The organism is Sphingomonas sp. 22176 (assembly GCF_052045505.1).
Taxonomy (GTDB): domain Bacteria; phylum Pseudomonadota; class Alphaproteobacteria; order Sphingomonadales; family Sphingomonadaceae; genus Sphingomonas.
The window spans coordinates 211,268-230,723 of sequence record NZ_JBQEPL010000001.1 but is presented as its reverse complement, the minus strand read 5'-3'; the positions used below and the strand labels follow the sequence as shown (position 1 = coordinate 230,723).

Sequence of the window (19,456 nt, the reverse complement as noted above, 5' to 3'; positions counted from 1 at the left end):
GGTAGGATGACATCGAGTGTGCTAGCGATAACGGCCCAGGCGCGTGCCGGTGCGCTCGATCTCGCCTGGCGGATGTTTCGCGACGCGGGCTATGACCGCGTCGCGGACGATCCCGCCGTGCTCAGCCTGCGCGGCAGGCTCCTCAAGGACGAGGCGCTGCTGCTCGCCGGCGAGGCCCGGCGGCAGCACGCCCGCGAAGCCGCCGCCGCCTATAGCGCGGCGGCGCAGCTGGCGCCGGCCCCCTATCCGCTGATCAACGCGGCGACGCTCGCGCTGATCGCCGGCGACATGGCGGGCAGCCGGGCGCTCGCCGCCGATGTGCAGGAACTGCTCCAGGCCGGCGTTCCCGACGAAACCCCCTATTGGCTCGGCGCGACCGAGGCCGAGGCGCTGCTGCTTAGCGGCGACCGCGACGCCGCCGAGACCGCGCTCGCCCGCGCGATCGGCGCGGCGCCGCTCGCCTGGGAGGACCATGCCTCGACGCTGCGCCAGTTCGGCGTGATCCTTGCCGAGCAGGGCGTGTCGGCGGCATGGCTCGATGCCTATCGCCCGCCGCGCAGCCTCCATTTCGCCGGCCATATGCGGCTGCCCGAGGACGTGGCGGCGCTTTCCGATTCGATCGATGCGCTGCTGGCGCAGGAGCGGGTGGGCTTCGGCTATGGCGCGCTCGCCGCCGGCGCCGACCTGCTGATCGCCGAGCGGCTGATCGCGCGCGGCGCCGAGCTCCATGTGGTGCTGCCCGGCGACGTCGCGGCGTTCGTCGATCGCTCGGTGCGCCCGCATGGCGAAGGCTGGGTGACCCGCTTCGAGGCGGCGCTGGCCGAGGCCGCCAGCGTCCAGGAAATGGGCGAGGCGAGCCCGGGGGCGTTCATGCCTTCGGTCCGACTCGCCGATCTCGTCGCGATGGGCCGCGCGGCGATGCATGCCGGGTTGCTCCAGTCCGAAGCGGTGCAGCTGCTGCTCGGCCCCGCCTCGGTCGACGAGGTCGGGCAAAGCGCGCATGCCGGCGGGCTGTGGCGCAAGGCCGGGCGGCGCCAGCATCTGCTGCCGCTGCGCGCGCCCTCGGGTCCGCAGGGCGCCGATCGCACCGCGCCGCAGGTGATCTCGGTGCTTGCGGTCGACCTGCTCGGCGGCGAGGGCGAGGATTTCCTGGTGCTCGACCGCGACGTGGCGGGGCGCCTGCCGGCGCTGCGTCAGGCACTGTGCCACACACCGACGCTCGCCATCCGCTGGACCTCGCGGCGGCTGCTGATCGCGTTCGAGGGCACCAGCCAGGCCTATGCCGCCGCGGTGCGGCTGTCGGCGACGCTGGGCGCGAGCGGGCCGTTCCGCCAGGCGCTGCATATCGGGCTGGCCACCTCGATCGACGATCCGGTGACCGGCGCGCCGGTGCTGCTGGGCGGCGCCTTCGATCTTGCCGAACGCCTGCTGGGGGTGACCACCGCCGGCGCCACCTTCGCCAGCGAAGCCTTCGCCGCCAGCCTCGCCGCGTGCGAGGCGGATGCGGGGCGCGCCGAGCTGGTGGGCGAGATGGCGCTTGTCGGCCAGGCGCCGACGACGGTCTACGCGCTCAAGCCGCGGTTCAGACGATAAGCGCTTCGAGGCGGGCGGGGGCGACGATCTCCAGCCCGTCCTCGTGCCGCTGGACGATGCCGCGCCTCTCGAGCGCGGAGACGGCGCGGGAGACGGTCTCGCGCGCGGTCTGCACGCGCAACGCCAGGTCGGACAGCACCGGCAGCGGGCGGATCCAGCGCCCGTCCTGCTCGCGGGCTAGTCGCAGAAGCTCGGCATGGACGCGGCCGTTTGCGGAAAGCGTCAGCCGTGCGGAGACGAGCTGGCTGAGCGCGCCGAACTGGCGCACCATCGCGCGGGCCAGCACGATGCCGACACAGGCATGGCGCTCGGCGAACGCATAGAAGTCGGCGGTGGCGAAGCTGGCGATCTGGGTGGCCATGGTGGCGGTGCAGTCGCTCGCCTGCTCGCGGCCGGGATCGACGCCGCCGAAGATGTCTCCGGGGTGATGTTCGGCGATCTGGAGCACGCGGCCGTCCAGCGTCACCATCGCGGCGCGGACATGGCCTTCGAGCAGTACCAGCACGCGGCCCAGCATCTCGCCCTGATGGACGACGGTGGCACCTTGCGGGCAGCGACGGAGCATCGCCGCCCCGGCCAGTTCGGCCGCGACCGCTTCGCTGCACGCGAAGAGTTGGGCGAACCGCGTCGCCAGGTCGATCTCGCTTGCCCCCACGCCCTGCGTTTCGATGTAAAACTGTGTTGCCACCATGTTGGCTGCAGCGCGGCATGGCAAGTCCGATCCGGAGGCACGGCGTCGGATTTGGATGTTTTATCCCATAATCATGCCGCCGATTCACACCGGCTGGAGATCGACCGCGAACAGCGCCCCGCCGCCTTCGGCATCCATCGCCCGGATCGGCGCGGACATCGCTCCGGCAAAGCCCTTGGCGATGGCGAGCCCCAGCCCGCTGCCGCCCGCCCGATCGCTGCCGGTGCCGCGCGCGAAGGTCTCGAAGATCGTCGCTTCCTCGCCGGGGGGCAGGCCCGGGCCATGGTCGCGGACGCCCAACCGCACCGCATCGGGGCGACGCTCGCCGAGGATCTCGATCGGGCCGCCGCCGCCATGCACCGCGGCGTTGGAGAGCAGGTTGAGCAGGATGTGGTGGAGCAGCCGCGGATCGGCGCGGACCAGCGGCAGATCGGGCGGCACGCGCAGCACCAGTTCGCGCCCGGCGAGTACGTCGCGCAGGTCATAGACGGCGGCGGCGGCGGCGTCGGTGAGGTCGATCGGCTCGAGGCTCAGCGCGATGGCGCCGGCATCGATGCGCACCATGTCGATCAAATTGTCTAGGAAGCGCCGCAGCCGGGCGACTTCGGCGCGGGCGATGGCGGTGGCGGGCTCGTCGGGATGGGCATGGGCGAGCGCATCCACCGCGGCTGCGACCGAAGTGAGCGGGGTGCGCAGATCGTGGCCGATCGAGGAGAGCAGGGCGGCGCGCAGCCGATCGCGCTCGCGCAGCACCGAGACTTCGCGCACGTCCTGCTCCAGCCGCAGCCGCTCATGCGCCAAGGCCGCCTGGCCCAGCAACGTGGAGAGCAGCACCGCGCGGTCGGCGGTAATCGGCTCGCGGCCGTCGGGCGCGGCAAGGCCGATCACCGCGAGCACGCCCAGGCTGGTGCGCAAGGGGTGGAACTGCCAGTCGGCGGCGATCAGCGTGCCGGTACCGACCCCGCCCGCCTCGCCGCTGCTCCACGCCCATTCGGCGGCGGCATGATCGACCGCGCCCATCGGCGGCGCATCCTCCGGGCAGCTGGCGATCCGGGTCAGCGCGCCGTCGCGCCGGATCAGCAGCAGCACCGACACGTCGAGCAGGCGGGCGATCTCTTCGCAGACGACGCGGCTGGTGGACTCGGTATCCGAGGCGCGGGCGAGTGCCTGGCCGAAGGCGGCGACGGCGGCATTCTCCTGTGCGCTGCGCGTGCCCAGCGTCGCCCGCGTCCGCAGCCGTCCGGTGAGGTTGGCGGTGAACAGCGCGATGCCGGTCAGCACGAAGAAGGTGAGCACGCTTTGCGGCTCGCCGATGGTGAAGGTGTAGAGCGGCGGCAGGAAGAAGAAGTTGTAGGCGAGCCCGCCGATCATCGCGGTCGACACGCCCGGCCCGAAGCCCGAGCGGAAGGCGATCAGGATAACCGGCAGCAGGAAGAGAAGGTCGGTGCCGCCCGCGCCGATCAGCGGCAGGGTCAGCCGACCGAGGATCACCGTCAATGCCACGGCGAGGACGCCGAGCAGATGCTCCTGCCAGCGGCCGAGCGCGGGCAGGGCGGGGGCGCGGCGCTCGCGGACCCGCTCCTCGGTCGAGGGCAGGACATGCACGGCCACGCCCTGGCTGGCGCGCAGCATCGATTCCACCACCGAGCCGTGGCGCAGCTCGAACCACCAGCTCCGGCGCGAGCGGCCGATCACCAGTTGCGTCGCGCGCATACCGGAGAGGTGGGTCCGCAGCCCGTCGATCACGGTGGCGGCGGGCACGGTGGCGACGGTCGCGCCAAGGCTGCTCGCGAGCTGCAGCGTCTCGGCGACGCGGCGGCGCTGCTCGGGGCGGAAGCGTTCGGCGCGCGGGGTCTCGATGAACACGACCTGCCACGGCGCCTTCAATGCGTCGGAAAGCCGCTTGCCCGCGCGGACCAGCCCGTCGCCGCCGGGGAGTTCGCTCACCGCCACCAGCACGCGTTCTCCGGCGGCAAAGGTGCCGGGCATGGCCAGCGCATCGAGATGATCGAGCATCGCCCGGTCGACGCTGAGCGCCGCGCGGCGCAGCGCCATTTCGCGGAGGGCCGAGAGGTTCGCCTTGGAGAAGAAGTGCGCGAGCGCGCGGCTGGCCTCGGCGGGGACGTAGACCTTGCCCTCCTTCAGCCGGTCGATCAGCTCGTCCGGCGGCAGGTCGACCAGTTCGATCTCGGCATCGTCGAAGATCGCGTCGGGCACCGTCTCGCGCACGCGCACCCGGGTGACGCTCGCCACCACGTCGTTGAGGCTTTCGACATGCTGGACGTTGAGCGTGGTGTAGACATGGATGCCGGCGTCGCGCAGCTCTTCCACGTCCTGCCAGCGCTTGGGGTGGCGGCAGCCGGGGGCGTTGGTGTGGGCGAGCTCGTCGACCAGCACCAGCGTGGGGCGGCGGGCGAGGATCGCGTCGAGATCCATTTCCTCCAGCCGGTGGCTCTGATGCTCGACGGCCTTGCGAGGCAGCACCTCGAAGGGCCCGACCAGCGCCTCGGTTTCGGCGCGGCCATGCGTCTCGACCACGCCAATGACCACGTCCTTCCCGTCGCGCAGCCGCTCGGCGCCTTCGCGCAGCATCTCGAAGGTCTTGCCCACGCCCGGGGCGGCGCCGAGAAAGATCTTCAGCCGCCCGCGCGCCTCGCGCCGGGCTTCGCGCAGCAGCGCATCGGGATTGGGGCGGTCGTTCATCGCCGCCCTTGCTAGTGCGGCCGCCCGCGCTGCGCCACGCCCCAACGCCCAACTATATGGAATCTTAATGCCCGGCCCCGGCATTCGCCGTCGAAGCTTAACGGCCACCAGACCTAGATCGCGTGCCACACCGCCACCCGGCGGCATGAAGCAAGGGGCAACCCCATGTCCGACATTTTCTGGCTCGCCGCGCTCGGCGGGCTTTTCCTGCTGACGCTGGTCTTCGTCCAGCTGTGCGTGAAGGCCTGAGCGCATGGGCCTGCACCTGATGCTCGCCGGCGCGACCGCGCTCGCGCTTCTCCTCTATCTGGTCGCGGTGCTGCTGCGGCCCGAGCGTTTCTGAGGAGGGCCGCATGACACTCCAAGGCTGGGCGTTCATCGCCCTGTTCGTCGCCATCCTGGCGGCCGCCGCCAAGCCGATGGGCCTGTGGCTCTTCGCACTCTACGAAGGACGCCGCACGCCGTTGCACCGCGTGCTCGGCCCCGTCGAGCGCGGCATCTACCGCATCGGCGGCATCGATCCGAATGCCGAGCAGGGATGGCGTAGCTATGCGCTGCACCTGATCCTGTTCAACCTGGCGCTCGCGGTGCTGACCTATGCGGTGCTGCGGCTGCAGGCGGTGCTGCCGTGGAACCCGCGCGGGCTCGCCGGCATGGGTGCGGACGGCGCGTTCAACACCGCGATCAGCTTCGCCACCAATACCAACTGGCAGGGCTATGCGGGCGAATCGACGCTCTCCAACCTGTCGCAGGCGCTAGGGCTAACGCTGCACAACTTCACCTCCGCCGCGACCGGCATCGCCATCGCCTTCGCGCTGTTCCGCGGCTTCGCCCGCAAGGAAGCGCGCGGCATCGGCAATTTCTGGGCCGATTTTACCCGCATTGTCCTGTACCTGCTGCTGCCGATCTGCCTCGTTTACGCGCTGTTCCTGGTGGCGAGCGGCGTTCCGCAGACGCTGGCCAGCAGCGTCGACGCGACCACGCTGGAAGGCGCGCGCCAGACGATCGTGCTCGGCCCCGTCGCCAGCCAGGAAGCGATCAAGATGCTCGGCACCAATGGTGGCGGCTTCTTCAACGCCAACTCCGCGCATCCGTTCGAGAACCCGACCGCGATCACCAACCTGGTGCAGATGCTGTCGATCTTCCTGGTCGGCGTCGGCCTCACCTGGACCTTCGGCAAGGCGGTGGGTGACACCCGCCAGGGCTGGGCGATCCTCGCTGCGATGGCGGTGCTGTTCCTCGGCGGCGTAGCGGTGACCTATGCGGCGGAGTCTGCCGGCAACCCGGCACTGCACGCGATCCATGTCGCCGGCGCGAACATGGAGGGCAAGGAGACGCGCTTCGGCGTCGTCGCCAGTTCGCTGTTCGCGGTCGTCACCACGGCAGCCTCGTGCGGCGCGGTCAATGCGATGCATGACAGCTTCACCGCGCTGGGCGGGCTGATCCCGCTGTTCAACATCCAGCTCGGCGAGATCGTCGTCGGCGGCGTGGGTGCCGGTATCTACGGCTTCCTGCTGTTCGCCATCCTCTCGGTGTTCGTCGCCGGGCTGATGGTGGGGCGCACCCCCGAATATGTCGGCAAGAAGATCGAGGCGCGCGAAGTGAAGCTGGCGGTGCTCGCCGTCGCCGTGCTGCCGCTGTGCATCCTGGGCGGCGCGGCGCTCGCCTCGGTGCTGCCGGCGGGGCTGGCGGGGATCGCCAACAACGGCCCGCATGGCTTCTCGGAGATCCTCTACGCCTTCACCTCCGCGACCGGCAACAACGGCTCGGCCTTTGCCGGCCTCTCGGCGAACACGCCCTTCTACAACGCCATGCTGGGCATCGCGATGTGGCTCGGCCGCTTCTTCGTGATCGTGCCGGTGCTGGCGATCGCCGGCAGCCTTGCCGCCAAGAAGCAGGTGGCGGGTGGCGTCGGCGCCTTCCCGACCACCGGCGTGCTGTGGGTGGGGCTGCTCGTCGGCATCATCCTGATCCTGGGCGGGCTCACCTTCCTGCCGAGCCTGGCGCTGGGGCCGATCGCCGATCACGTCACCCTGCTCCGCGGCCAGCTCTTCTGAGGACGACAAGCAATGTCTGCACCCAAGTCCATCTTCGCGGCCGAGCTGATCGGCCCGGCCATCGGGGACGCGTTCCGCAAGCTTTCCCCGCGCGAGCTGATCCGCAACCCGATCCTGTTCACTACTGCGGTGGCCGCGCTGCTGCTCACCGTCCTGCTGGCGATCGGCGGCGAGCCGCTGCCGGTGGGGTTCCAGGTCCAGCTGATCGTCTGGCTGTGGCTCACCGTGCTGTTCGGCACCTTTGCCGAAGCCCTGGCCGAGGGCCGCGGCCGCGCCCAGGCCGCGTCGCTGCGCGCCACCAAGTCCGAGCTCGAGGCCAAGAAGCTCACCGGCGTCGGCGAGACCTGGCGCAAGGTCGAGGCGCACCTCCTCCAGCGCGATGACCTGGTCCTGGTCGAGACCGGTGACCTGATCCCGGCCGACGGTGAAGTCGTCGAGGGCGTCGCCTCGGTCAACGAGGCCGCGATCACCGGCGAAAGCGCGCCGGTGATCCGCGAGGCCGGCGGCGACCGCTCGGCCGTCACTGCCGGCACCCGCGTCATCTCCGACAAGATCATCCTTCGCGTGACCCAGGATCCCGGCAAGGGCTTCCTCGACCGGATGATCGCGCTGGTCGAAGGCGCCGAGCGGCAAAAGACCCCGAACGAGATCGCGCTGACCATCCTGCTCGTCGGCCTGACGATCATCTTCCTGATCGCGGTGGGCACGATCCCGGCCTTCGCAACCTATGCCGGCGGGGCGATCCCGGTGGCGGTGCTGGCGGCGCTGCTGATCACGCTGATCCCGACGACCATCGCCGCGCTCCTCTCCGCGATCGGCATCGCGGGCATGGACCGGCTGGTGCGCTTCAACGTGCTCGCCAAGTCCGGCCGCGCGGTGGAGGCTGCAGGCGACGTCGACGTGCTGCTGCTCGACAAGACCGGCACGATCACCATCGGCGACCGCCAGGCGAGCGCCTTCCATCCGCTGACCGGCGTTGAAGAACGTGCGCTGGCCGAAGCCGCGCTGACCGCCAGCCTTGCGGACGAGACGCCCGAGGGCCGCTCGATCGTCACGCTGGGCCGCGAGAAATTCGCGTTCGACGCGAAGCTCGATGCTGACGCCGAAGTGATCCCCTTCACCGCGCAGACGCGCAGTTCGGGCGTGCGCCAGGGCGACACGGTGATCCTGAAGGGCGCGGTGGATTCCATTCTCAAGATGGACCCGGACGCGGCGGGTGCTGCCGAACTCAAGCGCATCACCGACGGCATCGCGCGCGGCGGCATGACGCCGCTTGCGGTGGTCCGGAACGGACGTCTGCTCGGCGCGGTGGCGCTGAAGGACGTAGTCAAGGCGGGGGTGCGCGAGCGCTTTGCCGAGCTGCGCCGGATGGGCATCCGTACGGTGATGATCACCGGCGATAACCCGCTCACCGCCGCTGCCATTGCTGCCGAAGCCGGCGTGGACGACTTCCTTGCGGAGGCCACCCCCGAGGACAAGCTCGCGCTGATCCGCCAGGAACAGCAGGGCGGCAAGCTCGTCGCGATGTGCGGTGACGGCACCAACGACGCGCCCGCGCTCGCCCAGGCGGACGTCGGCGTGGCGATGAACACCGGCACCCAGGCGGCGCGCGAGGCGGGCAACATGGTCGATCTCGACAGCGATCCGACCAAGCTCATCGAGATCGTCGGCCTCGGCAAGCAGCTGCTGATGACCCGCGGCGCGCTCACCACCTTCTCGATCGCCAACGATGTCGCCAAATATTTCGCGATCATCCCGGCGATGTTCGTCGCGCTCTATCCCGGCCTTGGCGTGCTCAACGTGATGGGCCTGTCGAGCCCGACCAGCGCGATCCTCTCGGCGGTGATCTTCAACGCGATCATCATCCCGTTCCTGGTGCCGCTGGCGCTCAGGGGCGTGACCTACAAGCCGATGGGGGCCGGGCAACTGCTCGCCCGCAACCTCGCCATCTACGGCCTGGGCGGCCTCATCGCGCCATTCATCGGCATCAAGCTCATCGACCTGGCCGTCGCCGGCCTTCACCTCGCCTGAGGATATGCATCAACATGTTCCGTACGTTTCTTTCGTTCGCGTCGCTAACCGTCGTTGCTGCTCCGGCCTTCGCGCAGGACAGCGTGCCTGCCGCGCCGGCGGCGACGGCATCGGCAGCGCCGGCGCTGTGCACCGATCGCCCGACCAAGTCGAACTTCGCCTGCACCGTGCCGCAGGGGATGGTCCAGCTGGAGACCGATCTCGGCAACTGGACCCGCACCGATGCGGGTGACACCCGCGTCGACACGATCCTCTACACCAACCCGACGCTGAAAGTCGGCCTGACCGGCTCGACCGACATCGAGGCGAGCATCGCGCCCTATGCGACCGTCCGCACCCGCACCGCGGAGGGCACCCAGACGCTGCGCGGCGTCGGCGACCTCACGCTGCGGCTGAAGCAGCGGCTCACCGATCCGGCGGGGCAGGTGCAGATCGCGCTGCTGCCCTTCGTGAAGATCCCCACGGCGAAGACGGGCATCGGCAATGGCGAGACCGAGGGCGGCGTCGCGGTGCCGGTCAACATCGCGCTGCCCAAGGGCTTTACGCTGACCTTCGGCCCTGAAGGCGACGTGCTCGCCGACAGCGACGGGCATGGCCATCATGCCCAGCTGGTCGGCACCGCCAATCTCGGCAAGGCGGTTACGTCAAAGTTCACGCTGATCGGCGAGTTCTGGGTTGCCCGGAACTTCGATCCGGCGGCCTATGTCACCCAGACCTCGGCCGATGTCGCCGCCAGCTATCTGCTGCGGCCGACGCTGCAGCTCGATCTCGGCGCCAATTTCGGCCTGAACCAGGCCACCCCCGATGCCCAGGTCTATCTGGGCGTCTCCACCCGCTTCTGAGGAGGATATCGCCATGCGTTCCGATCTCGTTTCCGGCCTCCGCCCCACGCTCCTGTTCACCCTGATCTTCGCCGCGCTGCTGGGGATCGTCTATCCGCTGGTGGTGACCGGCGCCGGGCAGCTGCTCTTCCCGACCCAGGCCAATGGCTCGCTGGTGCGCGACGATGCGGGCAAGCTGCGCGGCTCGATGCTGCTGGGACAGAGCTTTGCCGGGCCCCGCTATTTCCAGGGTCGCCCGTCGGCCGCCGGCAATGGCTACGACCCACTCGCCTCGGGCGGTTCGAACCTCGGCCCGGCATCAAAGAAGCTGGTCGATCGGGTGACCGCCGACCAGAAGCGCCTCGGCGCCGATGCGCCCGCCGATCTGCTACTCGCCTCGGGCTCGGGCCTCGATCCGGAGATCAGCCCGGAGGCTGCCCGTTTCCAGGTCGCGCGCGTCGCCCAGGCCCGAGGGATCGGGCCGGATCGCGTCGCGCAGCTGGTCGACGCCAACGTGCAGGGCCCGCTGCTCGGAATCATCGGCGAGCCGCGCGTCAACGTGCTTGCGCTCAATCTCGCGCTCGACCGGCAGGGCGGCGCTCGCTAAGCGAAGCCATGGCGAGTGCAACCAAGGTCCTGATCGTCGAGGACGACAGCCATATCCGGCGGCTGCTGCGCGGGGCCCTTATCCGCGCAGAGCACCAGGTGATCGAGGCGGCGACGGCGCGCGAGGCGATCGCCGCCTTCGGCATCGACAAGCCCGATGCGGTGCTGCTCGATCTCGGCCTGCCCGATCGCGACGGCATCGAGCTGATCCAGCAGGCCAAGGCGGGCGGGGCGGCGGTGATCGTCGTCTCGGCGCGTACCGACACCAGCGAGAAGGTCGCCGCGCTCGATCTCGGCGCGGACGACTATTGCACCAAGCCGTTCGACACCGAGGAACTGCTCGCCCGCCTGCGTACCGCGCTCCGCCACCGGATCGCCGGATCGGCCGAGCGCGAGCATCTGGTGGTGGGCAGCGTGGAGATCGACTTGCTCCATCGCCGCGTGCGCAAGGATGGGGAGGCGGTGCATCTGGCGCCCAAGGAATATGGCGTGCTGGCACTGCTCGCGGCGCATCCCGATCGGGTGATCGCGCACGGCCAGCTGCTCCGCGACGTATGGGGGCCGGCGCATGTCCAGCAGCTCGACTATCTGCGCATCGTCGTGCGCAACCTGCGCCAGAAGCTGGAAGCCGACCCCAGCCGCCCGCAGTTGATCCTCAACGAACCCGGTGTCGGCTACCGGCTGGTGGCGGCGTAGCGCTCCTTGTCGTCCTCCCCGTCAGGCGGAGGATAAGTGCTCCCATCGGAATGTTCTTCCCGCGTCTTCCCCGCCTCATGCGCAAATGACAACGTTTGCGCAAAGAACGAAGTTTGTCGTGCCTATTGCTGAAAAGTCACAGCAACCGGACTGCATTTAATTGACAATTTGTTTTTCTATTGCGAAACCCTCCGCAAGAACCGCGAACTCAGCTTCTGACAGCGCGGTCACAAACAACCGATTGAGCCTTGGGGGCCGTCGGGTGGAAAAGGGAGAAGGATCGTGTCCTACGGGAATCTGTTTCGTGCGCCTGCGTCCGCACGCCAGCGGCTGCTGGCACAGCTGATGCTGGGCACCAGCCTGTGTGCCGCGCTGCCGGGGCTGGCATTCGCCCAGGCCGCGACGACGCAGCCGCAGGCCGGCAACACCTCCGCGCCGCAGAACGCTGCGCCCGGCGACAGCGAGGGCGACATCGTCGTCACCGGCTACCGCGCCTCGATCGAGACCAGCCTGGCGCAGAAGCGCGACGCCAATGCGTTCGTCGACGTGATCACTGCCGAGGATGTCGGCAAGTTTCCCGACAAGAACGTCGCCGACGCGCTGCAGCGCGTGCCCGGCGTGGTGATCGAGCGCGACGGCGGCGAAGGCAGCCGGGTGAGCATCCGCGGCCTCAGCTCCGACCTGACGCTGACCGAGCTCAACGGCAACTTCATCGCCTCCGCGGACTCCGGCGATCCCTCGCGCAGCTTCAACTATCTGCTGCTGCCGGCGAACCTGATCGGCAGCGTCGAGGTGTTCAAATCCTCCGAGGCCCGGCTCGACGAGGGCGGCGTCGGCGGCGTGATCATCAACCACACGCGGCGCCCGTTCGACCTCAAGCCTTGGTCGGGCAACGTCCAGGTCGAGGGCACCTATTCGGACGTCACCAAGAAGGTCGAGCCCAGCGTCTCGGGGCTGCTGTCCTGGCACAATGAAGCCAAGACCTTCGGCCTGTTGCTCGGTGCCACCTACCAGGAGCGCACCAACCGCACGCTGAGCGCCGCCACCGAGAGCTGGCACTGGTGGACGGACGCGAACAACACCAAGCAGGCGACCGACGTCAACGGCAAGACCTTCGCCAATGACGACGCCATCTCCTACTGGAACGACGGCGTGACCACCCAGGGTGGCACGCACTATAACGGCTATTGGGCGCCGCAGTCGGTCGACGAGACCGTGCTGATCGAGAAGCGCAAGCGGCTGGGCATCCAGGCGACCGCACAGTGGCAGCCGTTCGAGGGCTTCAACCTCACCGCCAATTATTTCCGCTTCCAGCTCAACGGCGACAACGTCTCCAACCTCATCAAGATTCCCGAATGGGGCTATGGTGACTTCTTCACTGGCGGCAAGTTCGACAAGAGCGGCACGATCCTCACCTCGGCGACCTTCCAGGTGCCGCCGGACGGTACCGCCTGCCGCACCGGGACCTCGGCCTGCACGATGGAAACCCCGGCGATGCAGAGCTATTATGCGCGCCAGAAGACCGTCTCGAATACCTACGACCTGCACGGCGACTATACCCATGATCGCCTGACGGTGTCGTTCGCCGGCGGCAAGACCCGCGCGACCGGCGGCCCCTCCTTCCAGTTCTACGCCCAGGCCAAGCCGCGGCTGGTGGTCGGCGACGGCCTCGCCAATCGCGTCAACGGCAACATGCTGAGCCAGTGGAGCTTCACCGACAAGTCGGTGGCGATGCAGTTCTCGCCCGAACTGCAGCAGAACCTGATGAAGGGCATCTCGCAGGTCGATCTCGGCTCGACCGGCTCTGGCTATACCAACAGCGCGATCGAGCAGAAATATGCTCAGATTGACCTGACCCGCCGCTTCGACAGCTTCATCGACTCGATCCAGGTCGGCGCCAAGTGGCGCGAGGGCAAGGTCGAGCGGCAGACCGGGCGCTTCGAATGGTATTCGGATGCAGCAAACACGCTGCGCTACCAGGATACCGCGGGCGCGGCGGTAACCCAGCCGGCCTTCTTCCAAAGCCAGCCGATCGGCAACATCGCCGGCGGCTTCTCGACGAGCGTCTTCCCGGCGTTCAACATGGACAATTATCTCGCCTATCTGAACAAGACCTATAACGGCCCGGTCCGCGTGCCCGAGCCCGAGAACCGCTACGACATCAAGGAGCGGATCTGGGCCGGCTATGCCCAGGCGAACTTCAAGATGAACAATGTGCGCGGCAATCTCGGCCTGCGCGTGGTGAGCACCAAGCAGTCGGGCGTCTCGACCGACGTGATCTATTACGAGAATGACTATTGCCAGAACACCAACGGCAACCCGTTCGTGCCGCCGCCGGTCGGCCCGGACGGCAACTGCCTGGTGCTGCCGCAGTCCCAGCGCGAAGTGAAGGTGTTCAGCCCGAACGACGAGTCCAAGCGTTACACGGACTTCCTGCCGAGCTTCAACATCTCGTGGGAGGTGACCCCCAACCTCCTGCTCCGCGGCGCGGCATCGAAGGTGATCGCGCGGCCCGGCTATGGCGACCTCGCCGGTGCGCGCTCGCTGACCTTCAATTCCGACGCGTTCGTCTACGACCGCAAGCAGTTCGGCGCGCTGCCCGGCTGGTTCGGCAGCGGCGGTAATTTCAACCTGAAGCCGTTCAAGGCCTGGCAGTATGACGTTGGCGTGGAATGGTATTTCCACCGCGGCTCGGTGCTGGGCGGCACGCTGTTCCGCAAGGATGTGTCGGACTTCATCGTGCCGCTGGTGCTCGACGTGCAGAGCACCGTCGCGGGCAACACCGTGACCGTGCAGCAATATTCGACCCAGGCGAACGGCTCCAACGCCGTGTCGCAGGGTGTCGAGCTCTATGCCCAGCACACCTTGCCCTTCGGTCTCGGCGCGCAGGTGAACTTCACCTATAACGACACCTCGGTCGCCGAGATCACGCTGGACGGCAAGAAGGTGGGCGATTCCCCGCTGGTCGGCAGCTCGAAGACGCAGATCAACGGCTCGATCTTCTACGAGAACAGCAAGCTGCTGCTGCGCGCCTCGTACAATCGTCGCGGTACGCGGGTCGGCGGCATCCAGTCGGGCCTGAACGTCTATTCGGACCCGTATGAGCAGGTCGACCTCAACGCCTCGTACAGCTTCTTCGAGAACCTGCAGCTGACCGCCTCGGTGATCAACCTCACCAAGTCGGAGGAGCGCGCGCACCTGGGCAACGACACCGACGCGCGGTTCATCAGCAACCAATATACCGGGCGCCGCGCCTATCTGGGCCTCGCTTACAAGTTCTGATCACCCCCCCTCTGGCGGGGCGGCCCTGTGTCGCCCCGCCACCTTTTTTCCGCTTTTCACGCTGCGGATCGGCCAAGGAGAGGCTCATGCGATCGAAGCTCCGCCGGGCGCTCGCCCTTCTTGCCCTGATGGCGCCGCTCGCCGCCTCCGCGTCCAACCCGATCGTGCGCGGCTGGTATGCCGATCCCGAGATCCGGGTGTTCGACGGGCAATATTGGATCTACCCCACCTATTCAGCCGATGACGGCGCGCCCGACCGAACGCGACATTTCACGCCCGCGCAAAAAGAGGCGCGAACGCGCAAAACCGTGCGGCCCTCCTACGCCTATCAGACCTTCTTCAACGCCTTCTCCTCGCCCGATCTCGTCCACTGGACCAAGCACAGCCACGTCCTCGACGTGACGCGGATTTCCTGGGCGGCCTATGCGATCTGGGCGCCCTCGGTGATCGAGGCGCAGGGGCGCTACTACATGTTCTTCTCCGCCAACGACATCCAGAGCGACAAGGAAGAAGGCGGCATCGGCCTCGCCGTCAGCGACAAGCCCGGCGGCCCCTTTCGCGACGCCCTCGGCAAGCCGCTGATCGGCGGATTCCATAACGGCGCGCAGCCGATCGACCCGTTCGTGTTCCGCGATACCGACGGGCAGGTCTATCTCTATTATGGCGGCTGGCGGCACTGCAACGTGGTGCGGCTGAGCAAGGACCTCCGCCGCGTGCTGCCCTATCCCGACGGTTCGACCTGGAAGGAGATCACGCCGCCGGGCTATGTCGAGGGCTCCTTCGTCATCCAGCGCAAGGGGGTCTATTATCTGATGTGGTCCGAAGGCGAATGGACGGGATCGGACTACCGCGTCGCCTATGCGACCGGGCCCAGCCCTGTCGGTCCGTTCACCCCGCGCGGCACGATCCTGCAGGAAGATCCCAGGATCGCGCGCGGGGCGGGGCACCATTCGGTGGTCAACGTGCCCGGCACCGATCGCTGGTACATCGCCTATCACCGCCGCCCGCTGGCGGATCAGCAGGGCGAGCACCGCGAACTCGCCATCGATCGCATGACCTTCAATCCGGACGGCTCGATCCAGCCGGTCACGCTGACCAACCTAGGCGTGGCGCCCGAGCCGCTTCGCCGTACCCGCCGCAAATGACGACGCGCCCAGCCAAAGGAACCCTCGTGCCCCTTTTCTCCGCCAAGCCGCTCCGCGCCGCCGCCTTCGCGCTCCTCGCCAGCGTCGCCACGCTGCCCGCCGCCGCGCAGCAATCCGATCGCAGCGAGGCGCTGGTCGATCTGGTCAACCCGCTGATGGGCACCGACTCCACCTATGAGCTGTCCTACGGCAACACCTATCCGGCGGTGGCCGTGCCCTGGGGCATGAACTTCTGGACCCCGGTTACCGGCAAGCCCGGCAGCGGCTGGGGCTATATGTACCATGACAACAAGATCAACGGCATCAAGCAGACCCACCAGCCCAGCCCGTGGATGAACGACTATGCCGCCTTCTCGCTGATGGCGGAGACCGGTCCGGTGCGGATTCGCGAGGCCGAGCGCGCCTCCTGGTACAGCCACAAGGCCGAGGAGAGCCACCCGTACAGCTACCGCGTCTACCTCGCCGATTATGACGTGACCGCGGAAGTGGCGCCCACCGCGCGCGCCGCGCAGTTCCGCTTCACCTTCCCCAAGGCCGACGACGCGCACATCGTGCTCGACGCGTTCGCCGGCGGATCGAGCGTCACCATCGATCGCGCGCGGCGGCGAATCAGCGGCTGGGTGCGCAACAACCATGGCGGCGTGCCGGGCAATTTCCGCAACTATTTCGTCGCCGAGTTCGATCATGACTTTGCCGTCAGCCGCAGCTGGGACGACAATTGGCAGCTGACCGCCGACGCGCAGCGCGAGGGCAACCATGTCGGCGCGGTGGTGAGCTTCGCCACCCGCGCGGGCGAGCAGGTGCACGTCAAGGTAGCCTCGTCGTTCATCAGCCCCGAACAGGCCGAGCGCAACCTCGCTAGCGAGATCGGCAGCGACGGTTTCGAGCAGACCAAGGCCAAGGCCAAGGCGGCATGGGAAAAGGAGCTCGGCCGCGTCCGCGTGACCGATCCCAATCTCGACAATCGCCGCACCTTCTATTCGGCGCTCTACCGCATGCTGCAATTCCCGCGCATGTTCTACGAGATCGATGCGCAGGGCCGGCAGGTGCACTACAGCCCCTATGACGGGCAGGTGCATCCGGGGCCGATGTATACCGACAACGGCTTCTGGGACACGTGGCGCGCGGTCTTCCCCTGGTTCGCGCTGATGTACCGCGAACGCGACGGCGAGATCATGCAGGGACTGGTCAACACCTACAAGGAAGGCGGCTGGCTGCCTGAATGGGCGAGCCCGGGCTATCGCGACGTGATGATCGGCTCCAACTCGGCGAACCTGATCGCAGATGCCTATCTCAACGGCGTGCGCGGTTTCGATATCGAGCCGCTCTACGAGGCGATGGTCAAGAACGCGACGACCAGCCAGGGCCGCCCCAAGGACAAGAACGGCAATGTCGTCGGCGCGGTCGGGCGCGAGGGCGTCGAATATTATAACCAGCTCGGCTATGTGCCCTATGACGTCGGCATCAACGAGAATGCCGCGCGCACGCTCGAATATGCCACTGCCGATTTCTCGCTGTCGCGCCTCGCCGCGGCGCTGGGCAAGAAGGACGATGCGCGCCTCTATGCCGAGCGCGCGCAGAACTTCCGCAAGCTCTACGATCCCGAGAGCGGCTGGATGCGCGGCCGCAACAAGGACGGCTCGTGGGAGACGCCCTTCAATCCGTACAAATGGGGCGACGCCTTCACCGAGGGCAATGCGCTGCATTACAGCTGGTCGGTGATGCAGGACGTCCAGGGCCTGATCGACCTGATGGGCGGCGACGCCAAGTTCGTCGACCGGCTGGACTCGGTGTTCGCCACCGCGCCGATCTTCGACGACAGCTATTATGGCCAGGTGATCCACGAGATCCGCGAGATGCAGATCGTCGACATGGGGCAGTATGCCCATGGCAACCAGCCGATCCAGCACATGATCTATCTGTACGACTGGGCCGGTGCGCCGTGGAAGACGCAGGCTCATGTCCGCGACGTGATGCGCAAGCTCTATGCCGCGACCCCGGACGGCTATCCGGGGGACGAGGATAACGGCCAGACGTCGGCCTGGTATGTCTTCTCCGCGCTCGGCTTCTATCCGGTGACGCCGACGGTCGGCCAATATGCGGTCGGCAGCCCGCTGTTCCGCAACGTCCGGCTCACCATGCCGGGCGGCAAGGTGCTGACGATCGAGACGACCAACAACAGCGCCGAGAATGTCTACATCCAGTCCGCCACGCTGAACGGCCGCGCCTACACCAAGCCGTGGCTGTCGCGCGAGGCGCTGCAGGCGGGGGGCACGCTGCGCTTCGTGATGGGGCCGACGCCGAACAAGGCCTGGGGCGCACGCAAGGCCGATGCGCCCTTCTCGATGAGCGCGCCCAAGTGAGCGCGGGGGAGACCAAGATGCAGTTCGATCGACGTTCGCTGATGGCCGGCGCGGCAGCGCTGGGTGCCGCCGCCGCGCTGCCGGGCGCCGCGCGCGCGGCTTCGGGCTTTGTCAGCAAGCGCCCGCCGCTGGCCAAGCGCCGCTTCGTCAGCAAGGCGGTGGAAGCGGAGATCGCGCGGGTGAAGGCGCGCATCGCTGATCCCGAACTCGCCTGGCTGTTCGAGAATTGCTACCCGAACACGCTCGACACCACGGTGGAGATCGGCACGCTCGATGGTCGGCCGGATACCTTCATCATCACCGGCGACATCAATGCGATGTGGCTGCGCGACAGCTCGGCGCAGGCGCAGACCTATGTCCATCTCGCCGGGCAGGATCCGGCGCTGCGCCAGCTGTTCGTCGGGCTGATCCAGCGCCAGGCGCGCTGCATCCTGGTCGATCCCTACGCCAATGCGTTCGAGAAGGACCCCAAGGCCAAGTCGAGCCTCGAATGGTCGCAGGTCGACGTCACCGACATGAAGCCGGGCGTTGCCGAGCGAAAATGGGAGGTCGATTCGCTCTGCTACACGATGCGGATCGCCCATACCTATTGGACGCACACCCGCGACAGGACGCCGTTCGACGATCTCTGGTCGCAGGGCGCCAAGCTGGCGGTCGCCACCTTCCGCGTGCAGCAGCGCAAGGACGGTCCGGGGCCGTACCACTTCCAGCGCCAGGCGGTGGCGCCGACCGACAGCGTGCCGATGGGCGGCTATGGCGCACCGACGCGCAAGATCGGGCTGATTCACTCGATGTTCCGCCCCTCGGACGATGCCTGCGTCTATCCGTTCCTGATCCCGTCGAACCTCTTCGCGGTCTCGGCGCTGCGCAAGGTCGCGCAGCTGCACCGCGAGACGCGCGGCGACGAGGTGGCGGCGAAGGATGCCGAGGCGCTCGCCGACGAGGTCGAGAAGGCACTGCACGAACACGCGCTGGTGCCGGACGGCAAGGGCGGCAAGGTCTGGGCCTATGAGATCGACGGTTTCGGCAACTGGATCTTCATGGACGACGCCAATGTCCCCAGCCTGTCCGGCCTCGCGCTGATCGGCGCCGCCCGCCGCGACGATCCCCTGTTCCGCCGCACCGCCGACCTCGCCTGGAGCGATCGCAACCCCTACTTCTTCGAGGGCAAGGCCGCGAAGGGGATCGGCGGGCCGCATATCGGGCTCGACATGATCTGGCCGATGTCGATCATCACCCACGCGCTGAACAGCGACGACGATGCCGTGATCGCCCAGTGCCTCACCTGGCTGAAGACCACGCATGGCGGCACCGGCTTCATGCACGAGAGCTTCAACAAGGACGATCCCGCCAAGTTCACCCGCGCCTGGTTCGCCTGGACCAACGGGCTGTTCGGCGACCTGATCCTCGATCTCGAGCGCCGCCGACCCGCGCTGCTCGCCCGCACCTACTGATCCCTTTGCTTCCA

General features: G+C 67.9%; 13 protein-coding genes. 11 read left to right on the top strand and 2 right to left on the bottom strand.

All coding sequences use genetic code 11. The features are described 5' to 3' along the window. Positions 1–18 precede the first annotated feature (18 nt). Positions 19–1,593, top strand: coding sequence for a tetratricopeptide repeat-containing protein (locus ACTJKY_RS01115; protein WP_440843634.1), 1,575 nt, complete (start codon positions 19–21; stop codon positions 1,591–1,593). Here ACTJKY_RS01115 and ACTJKY_RS01110 read toward each other — a convergent pair. Together ACTJKY_RS01110 and ACTJKY_RS01105 are read right to left on the bottom strand one after the other, a co-directional pair. After that, on the bottom strand, positions 1,583–2,284 hold the full coding sequence (locus ACTJKY_RS01110) for a Crp/Fnr family transcriptional regulator (RefSeq protein WP_440843633.1): 702 nt from the start codon (positions 2,282–2,284) through the stop codon (positions 1,583–1,585). The two genes, ACTJKY_RS01115 and ACTJKY_RS01110, sit on opposite strands and share 11 nt — an antisense overlap. Before the next feature lie 84 nt (positions 2,285–2,368). After that, positions 2,369–4,987, bottom strand: coding sequence for a DUF4118 domain-containing protein (locus ACTJKY_RS01105; protein ID WP_440843632.1), 2,619 nt, complete (start codon positions 4,985–4,987; stop codon positions 2,369–2,371). 253 nt (positions 4,988–5,240) lie between these two features. Between ACTJKY_RS01105 and kdpF the strand changes: the two genes are divergently transcribed. The 10 genes from kdpF to ACTJKY_RS01055 all read left to right on the top strand — a co-directional run bounded on the left by kdpF (position 5,241) and on the right by ACTJKY_RS01055 (position 19,442). Continuing rightward, a complete protein-coding gene (gene kdpF / locus ACTJKY_RS01100; protein WP_093295902.1) occupies positions 5,241–5,330 on the top strand; it encodes a K(+)-transporting ATPase subunit F in 90 nt (29 codons plus the stop codon). A gap of 10 nt (positions 5,331–5,340) precedes the next feature. Beyond that, a complete protein-coding gene (gene kdpA, locus ACTJKY_RS01095) occupies positions 5,341–7,044 on the top strand; it encodes a potassium-transporting ATPase subunit KdpA (protein ID WP_440843631.1) in 1,704 nt (567 codons plus the stop codon). A gap of 12 nt (positions 7,045–7,056) precedes the next feature. Next, a complete protein-coding gene (gene kdpB / locus ACTJKY_RS01090; protein ID WP_440843629.1) occupies positions 7,057–9,075 on the top strand; it encodes a potassium-transporting ATPase subunit KdpB in 2,019 nt (672 codons plus the stop codon). Positions 9,076–9,089: 14 nt separating this feature from the next. After that, the gene (locus ACTJKY_RS01085) at positions 9,090–9,917 is read left to right on the top strand and encodes a transporter (RefSeq protein WP_440843628.1); all 828 of its coding nucleotides are present in this window, start codon (positions 9,090–9,092) and stop codon (positions 9,915–9,917) included. Positions 9,918–9,930: 13 nt separating this feature from the next. After that, positions 9,931–10,503: a potassium-transporting ATPase subunit KdpC gene (gene kdpC / locus ACTJKY_RS01080; protein ID WP_440843626.1), complete on the top strand. Its 573-nt coding sequence runs from the start codon at positions 9,931–9,933 to the stop codon at positions 10,501–10,503. Positions 10,504–10,511: 8 nt separating this feature from the next. Further along, positions 10,512–11,198 (top strand): response regulator, encoded by a 687-nt coding sequence (locus ACTJKY_RS01075; RefSeq protein ID WP_440843625.1) that lies wholly within the window; start codon positions 10,512–10,514, stop codon positions 11,196–11,198. A gap of 282 nt (positions 11,199–11,480) precedes the next feature. After that, entirely contained in the window at positions 11,481–14,480 is a 3,000-nt protein-coding gene (locus ACTJKY_RS01070) for a TonB-dependent receptor (protein WP_440843623.1), read from the top strand. Positions 14,481–14,566: 86 nt separating this feature from the next. After that, positions 14,567–15,625, top strand: a complete 1,059-nt coding sequence (locus ACTJKY_RS01065; RefSeq protein ID WP_440843621.1) for a glycoside hydrolase family 43 protein — start codon at positions 14,567–14,569, stop codon at positions 15,623–15,625. A 26-nt stretch (positions 15,626–15,651) separates the two neighbouring features. Next, positions 15,652–17,988: a GH92 family glycosyl hydrolase gene (locus ACTJKY_RS01060; RefSeq protein ID WP_440843619.1), complete on the top strand. Its 2,337-nt coding sequence runs from the start codon at positions 15,652–15,654 to the stop codon at positions 17,986–17,988. Positions 17,989–18,005: 17 nt separating this feature from the next. Beyond that, the gene (locus ACTJKY_RS01055; RefSeq protein WP_440843617.1) at positions 18,006–19,442 is read left to right on the top strand and encodes a glycoside hydrolase family 125 protein; all 1,437 of its coding nucleotides are present in this window, start codon (positions 18,006–18,008) and stop codon (positions 19,440–19,442) included. Positions 19,443–19,456: the final 14 nt, after the last annotated feature.

What these genes read in the sequence shown, in the direction of transcription:
- kdpB (WP_440843629.1), top strand. Translation starts at nt 7,057, where the DNA reads ATGTCTGCACCCAAGTCCATCTTCGCGGCCGAGCTGATCGGCCCGGCC.
- ACTJKY_RS01055 (WP_440843617.1), top strand. Translation starts at nt 18,006, where the DNA reads ATGCAGTTCGATCGACGTTCGCTGATGGCCGGCGCGGCAGCGCTGGGT.
- ACTJKY_RS01065 (WP_440843621.1), top strand. Translation starts at nt 14,567, where the DNA reads ATGCGATCGAAGCTCCGCCGGGCGCTCGCCCTTCTTGCCCTGATGGCG.
- ACTJKY_RS01075 (WP_440843625.1), top strand. Translation starts at nt 10,512, where the DNA reads ATGGCGAGTGCAACCAAGGTCCTGATCGTCGAGGACGACAGCCATATC.
- ACTJKY_RS01105 (WP_440843632.1), bottom strand. Translation starts at nt 4,987, where the DNA reads ATGAACGACCGCCCCAATCCCGATGCGCTGCTGCGCGAAGCCCGGCGC.
- ACTJKY_RS01085 (WP_440843628.1), top strand. Translation starts at nt 9,090, where the DNA reads ATGTTCCGTACGTTTCTTTCGTTCGCGTCGCTAACCGTCGTTGCTGCT.
- ACTJKY_RS01110 (WP_440843633.1), bottom strand. Translation starts at nt 2,284, where the DNA reads ATGGTGGCAACACAGTTTTACATCGAAACGCAGGGCGTGGGGGCAAGC.
- kdpF (WP_093295902.1), top strand. Translation starts at nt 5,241, where the DNA reads ATGGGCCTGCACCTGATGCTCGCCGGCGCGACCGCGCTCGCGCTTCTC.
- kdpC (WP_440843626.1), top strand. Translation starts at nt 9,931, where the DNA reads ATGCGTTCCGATCTCGTTTCCGGCCTCCGCCCCACGCTCCTGTTCACC.
- kdpA (WP_440843631.1), top strand. Translation starts at nt 5,341, where the DNA reads ATGACACTCCAAGGCTGGGCGTTCATCGCCCTGTTCGTCGCCATCCTG.